Annotated in this window: 4 protein-coding genes; all 4 read left to right on the top strand. The window is 42.1% G+C overall.

What is annotated here, in order from left to right:
- Positions 1–52: 52 nt before the first annotated feature.
- The 4 genes from OGL93_RS22080 to OGL93_RS22065 all read left to right on the top strand — a co-directional run bounded on the left by OGL93_RS22080 (position 53) and on the right by OGL93_RS22065 (position 2,594).
- Positions 53–244, top strand: coding sequence for a hypothetical protein (locus tag OGL93_RS22080; RefSeq protein ID WP_263265155.1), 192 nt, complete (start codon positions 53–55; stop codon positions 242–244).
- 61 nt (positions 245–305) lie between these two features.
- Complete coding sequence (locus tag OGL93_RS22075) at positions 306–476, top strand: hypothetical protein (RefSeq protein ID WP_263265154.1); 171 nt, start codon at positions 306–308, stop codon at positions 474–476.
- A 14-nt stretch (positions 477–490) separates the two neighbouring features.
- Positions 491–1,036, top strand: coding sequence for a DUF4303 domain-containing protein (locus OGL93_RS22070; RefSeq protein ID WP_263265153.1), 546 nt, complete (start codon positions 491–493; stop codon positions 1,034–1,036).
- 1,042 nt (positions 1,037–2,078) lie between these two features.
- A complete protein-coding gene (locus OGL93_RS22065) occupies positions 2,079–2,594 on the top strand; it encodes a DUF4303 domain-containing protein (RefSeq protein ID WP_263265152.1) in 516 nt (171 codons plus the stop codon).
- The last annotated feature ends 183 nt before the right edge of the window (positions 2,595–2,777 follow it).

The raw sequence follows: 2,777 nt of genomic DNA, 5'->3' as shown, positions 1-2,777 counted from the left end.
CCGGTATTACGATCCACAGGTAGGGCGGTCTGTAACGCAAGATCCGATAGGGTTGTTGGGTGGGGATAATCTTTATGAGTATGCAACCAACCCGGCTGCTTGGATAGACCTTGGGACCTTTGCGCCGATAAGGATTGGGGGGCTTATTATTCCAAAGCTACAGGAACGGCTCCTCCAAGTTCGATGGTTAGGCCGCATGCGCACCACATTGTATTTAAGGGATCGTTTGGAAAGTCTCCACTGATGCAGAAAGCGTTGGAAGAAGCCGGACAGTGTTGGGCCGGTACAATATAGATCCAGTGGCCATGATGTGGGCTGAAAACCAAGGCCACAACATAGCCAATGCAATACTGGCTGCTTCTAAGCTGGAAGCAGCTGCTAATGTAATTACAAGAAAGGATTTGCCATATGGGGATGCTGTTTCGGCTATGAAGGTTGAGCTGCAAAAAATGGGATTTGAGGTGTTTGGGAATTAGCATAAGAGGGCGGTATGGATTGGAATATACTCGAAACGCGCGTTTACATGGCAGCAAAGAAGGCTTTTACTGAAATTCGTAAAGCCAACGAAAATGAGCATTTTTATGTTTTTGTCTTATATGTAGATAGCAGCGTCATGTCGATTGCTCCCGCAGCAAATTCCTTACAAAGACTTAAACAAAAAATCGATTTTGAGGATGAAGAGAACAGAACTGAAGAAAATATTGCATATTATAAATGGACCTCGTCAGAGTGGGGTTTTGAAGGATATGCTGGCGAGGAATTTGAAGTGATAAATCGCGATCTCAGAGAAGACAGCGAAAGAACAAATTTTTCCAGCTTCAAAGAGAATGCTCTTATTACTATGGCCAAAGTCTTGGTCTCATTGGTCAAAGAGGGATTTTTTAAGAAATTTCGTCAGAAAAGTGAAGATGAAGTGGTCACTGTGTTTGTCACTGTTACAGATAGTGATGAGTCGGAAGCCGTGGAAAACCTAACTGCAAAATTAATCAACGATGAAGAAGTATATAATTATTTTATCTCAAGATTTGCTTTTTAGTAGTTGTACTAATGTTTTATAAGCTGCAAATATTTATTCTGCGATTTCAGTATGAATTATTTTTCTGATCAGCTAATTTTTTTTGCATTGAATATCATAGCTATAGATAGGAGATTTTTTAGCTCCATTAAGCCCGGCATCGTAGTCGGGCATTGGGCCGCAACTGTCTGAACTCGACACTCCACCATTCGTTAGCTTGAAGGGCACCGCCCTGAGTGTTGAAGTATCGCTATAATCCAAATTAACTTGATCGGTAAACGCAGCTGCCTGAAATGAGGATGTAATGGCATCAGCCCTGAGTGTTGCATCTGGGGATTGCTACAGGGATTATCCAGAAAGAAAGGTTTAATATTGAAGTCGAGTTTTATGTGGCTGTTATTTAAGGTCAAGAGTAAGAGTAAGAATAATACTCAGCAATATTTGTTGGACATGCCGCCGAAAATAATATCATGACAGCAATAGAGAATTTTCCTCATGAGATTTTACCATGAATGCCATCGAGTAGAACTTTCGGTTTCAGGGGCAATGCTTAGATGCCGAGACGGCCACACTACAATACGCTCCGGTATTACGATCCGTAGGTAGGCGGTTTGTAACGCAAGATCCGATAGAGTTATTGGGTGAGAAATCTCTATAGTTACGCAGTTAATCCCTTATCGTGGGTCAAGCCCTTGTGGGTCGCGCGGTGATAACTTCAAATGGGAGTTCATTAAAAAGATTGGTGGAGGAGGAGCTCTGGCCGGTATGCGCAATCCTCATGCGCACCCATTGTGTTTAAAGGGAAGCGGTAAATTAATGAAGAGCTACCTTTCAAAAAGTAAAGAAATTTTAGAACGTCACGATATCGATTGGTACAAGGGGAAAGAAAATCTGATATAGGCTCCTACAAAGGGCATAGTACTGCAAAGGTAAAATTTTATGACACGCTGACGAAAGCTGACAGAGATGGAAATGGATCGACTTCGGAAGTTGTTCAGCGCTAAGAAGAATGGGGCGGCACTTTGATGATGAGACTATTGATTTGCTTCCTTAAGGAAGGTATATGAATAATTTTGACTTGGATGCTTTAGAGGAAAATCTCCGCTTGGCATCTTTGAAGACGATAAAAAATATCCTATCGATAGTGCCAGAATCTGATGTCTGCGGGTTTGCACTGTATTCGGATATAGATATAGAAAGTTTAGCGCCTGCTTTCAACACTAAAAAGCACTTGCAGGCGATGCAGATCGAAGATCCTGATGATAGTTTGTATTACAAGTGGTCTCCTGCGGAGTGGAGTCATGAGTTCTTTGGTGCAGAATATTTTGGAGATATTTCAAGGGAAATTATTAGTCTCGGCGAGAACTTGAAAGGGGATGAATATAACGCTTTCAAACTTTCTATTCCCGAAATTTGTGTGAGAGTGTTGAACAAACTAAGGATCAACCACTTTTCCAATGCGATATTTATTTTCTCAGTCACGGATTTTCGTGATCTAGAGACTGAGTGTGCCTGGATAAAATCAATTAATAATAAGCATGAATCTACTGAGTTTGAATTGTGGTTGAAATCGATATAGGGGGGCGGACTGCGATACTGCTGTTGTATTGGTTTAAAGGCACAGTCTGTTTCAAGATGTCCTTGCGGATTTCTGGGCTAGTTGACCAGAGAAACTTAGGTACTAGAGTGCCCAGACTACGGTTAGGGGCTGCTGAACAACTCAACCAAGCTGGCCCTGCCCTCCGGCCAACACCTGAACCAT

It is taken from the genome of Pseudomonas sp. RIT-PI-S (assembly GCF_025642975.1).
Lineage (GTDB): Bacteria > Pseudomonadota > Gammaproteobacteria > Pseudomonadales > Pseudomonadaceae > Aquipseudomonas.
Note: the sequence above shows the minus strand (reverse complement) of the source record. Positions and strands in the feature narration are given on the sequence as shown.

Coding starts and splice junctions, on each gene's coding strand:
- OGL93_RS22065 (WP_263265152.1), top strand. CDS start 2,079: ATGAATAATTTTGACTTGGATGCTTTAGAGGAAAATCTCCGCTTGGCA.
- OGL93_RS22070 (WP_263265153.1), top strand. CDS start 491: ATGGATTGGAATATACTCGAAACGCGCGTTTACATGGCAGCAAAGAAG.
- OGL93_RS22075 (WP_263265154.1), top strand. CDS start 306: ATGATGTGGGCTGAAAACCAAGGCCACAACATAGCCAATGCAATACTG.